Source organism: Fusibacter paucivorans, from assembly GCF_018390735.1.
Taxonomy (GTDB): domain Bacteria; phylum Bacillota; class Clostridia; order Peptostreptococcales; family Acidaminobacteraceae; genus Fusibacter; species Fusibacter paucivorans.
In genome coordinates, this window is sequence record NZ_JAHBCL010000089.1 from 1 (window position 1) to 1342 (window position 1342).

At 34.6% G+C, this 1342-nt stretch carries 2 protein-coding genes; both read right to left on the minus strand.

Annotated features, from left to right (window positions below; genetic code table 11):
* Nucleotides 1-524: 524 nt before the first annotated feature.
* Nucleotides 525-794, minus strand: a complete 270-nt coding sequence (locus tag KHM83_RS19545) for a helix-turn-helix transcriptional regulator (RefSeq protein ID WP_213238721.1) — start codon at nucleotides 792-794, stop codon at nucleotides 525-527.
* Complete coding sequence (locus KHM83_RS19550) at nucleotides 784-1143, minus strand: type II toxin-antitoxin system RelE/ParE family toxin (protein ID WP_213238722.1); 360 nt, start codon at nucleotides 1141-1143, stop codon at nucleotides 784-786. The genes KHM83_RS19545 and KHM83_RS19550 overlap by 11 nt, the downstream gene beginning before the upstream one ends.
* Nucleotides 1144-1342 lie beyond the last annotated feature (199 nt).

The window sequence follows — 1342 nt, forward strand, 5'->3', positions numbered from 1 at the left end:
CAGCAGCAAAAAAGCGTCATTGTTATCTTAACTATTTATACAATGGAGTCATTGACAGATTCACGATCAGAATTGGTTAAGTTGTGCAATGCCAGAAGTTTAGGTTAAGAGTCTAGGGTGTCGCCGCCACTCAGCTCACAATTAGAAGCGCAGTGACAAGCGCTAAGTGGCGTCTAAAAAGGGTTAGGTTCAACATGGATTCATTCTGACTGATATTAAAACCGGAAAAGGCAACATCCGTTAACACGCCGATTCCCAACATTTCCTTTGGCATCACAGTTGCGGTGGCGATAATGAAGGCGGGTGTATGGAATGAAAGAACATACTTTCATGAGAGAGGCAACTATGCTGCCAATCTCCGTAGATTTTCATGAGGTTGGTACTGTTGAGATAGATGAAGAAGAAATTGAAGTAGAAATTGCAGTATGAAAGCGGAGCTCAGAAACGTCGGGAATCGCGGGAACGTTAACTAAAAGTTTTAATGCTGATGGTAGAAAAATAAAAAACCAGCAAAGCTGGTCATGTTAGTGAAATGTGACATGAAGTTTAGTATCTAAAGCGGTTGCGATTTTATTAAGAAATTCAATACTTGGATTGTATGATCCATTTTCTAATCGAGATATCGCAGATTGTTTTGTACCAACTAATTCTGCTAAATCCTTTTGAGAGAGTCCTTTTTCAAGGCGAAGACGAATAAGCTCTTTCTTAATTTCATAAATTGGTCCCAATGCTTCATATTCATTTTTAAATTCTTCATTTTCCATCATAATTTTTTTAGCATCTTCAAATTTCATGGTTATCATTCCTTTCAAGGTAATCATTCATATAAGTTACTGCTCGATCCAATTCTTTTTTAGGTGTTTTCTGTGTCTTTTTTAGAAAACCATTTAGCATAATGATTTTAGAATTTTTAACAGTGAAATAAAAAACTCTATAATTATTTGTGGAATGTTTCACCCTTAGTTCCCAAAGACCATTAGTATCACTGAGTTTTTTTATATAAGGCATACCAAGGGACAATCCGAATTCTTGCAACATGTCAATTTCTTTATAAATTTTAGCGGCATCCTTTTTGGGGATTGAATTAAGGAAATCAAAAAGAGGCGAGTGGTTATTATTAGAGTAAAATTCAATTATAAACAATGGCAGTTACCTCCGCACTTAAATTATATAACATATGCGTTATAATTTCAATGTGAATTAAGCATTAAAACCTTCAGTTAAACCAGCTAATTCTTGTCAAGTATCTGATCAAAAATAGTATTCCGGCTGAATTTAGGGCATGCTAAACAAACCTGTAAATATCAGGTCAAAAAATGATAAAATTATATTATCAGAACTT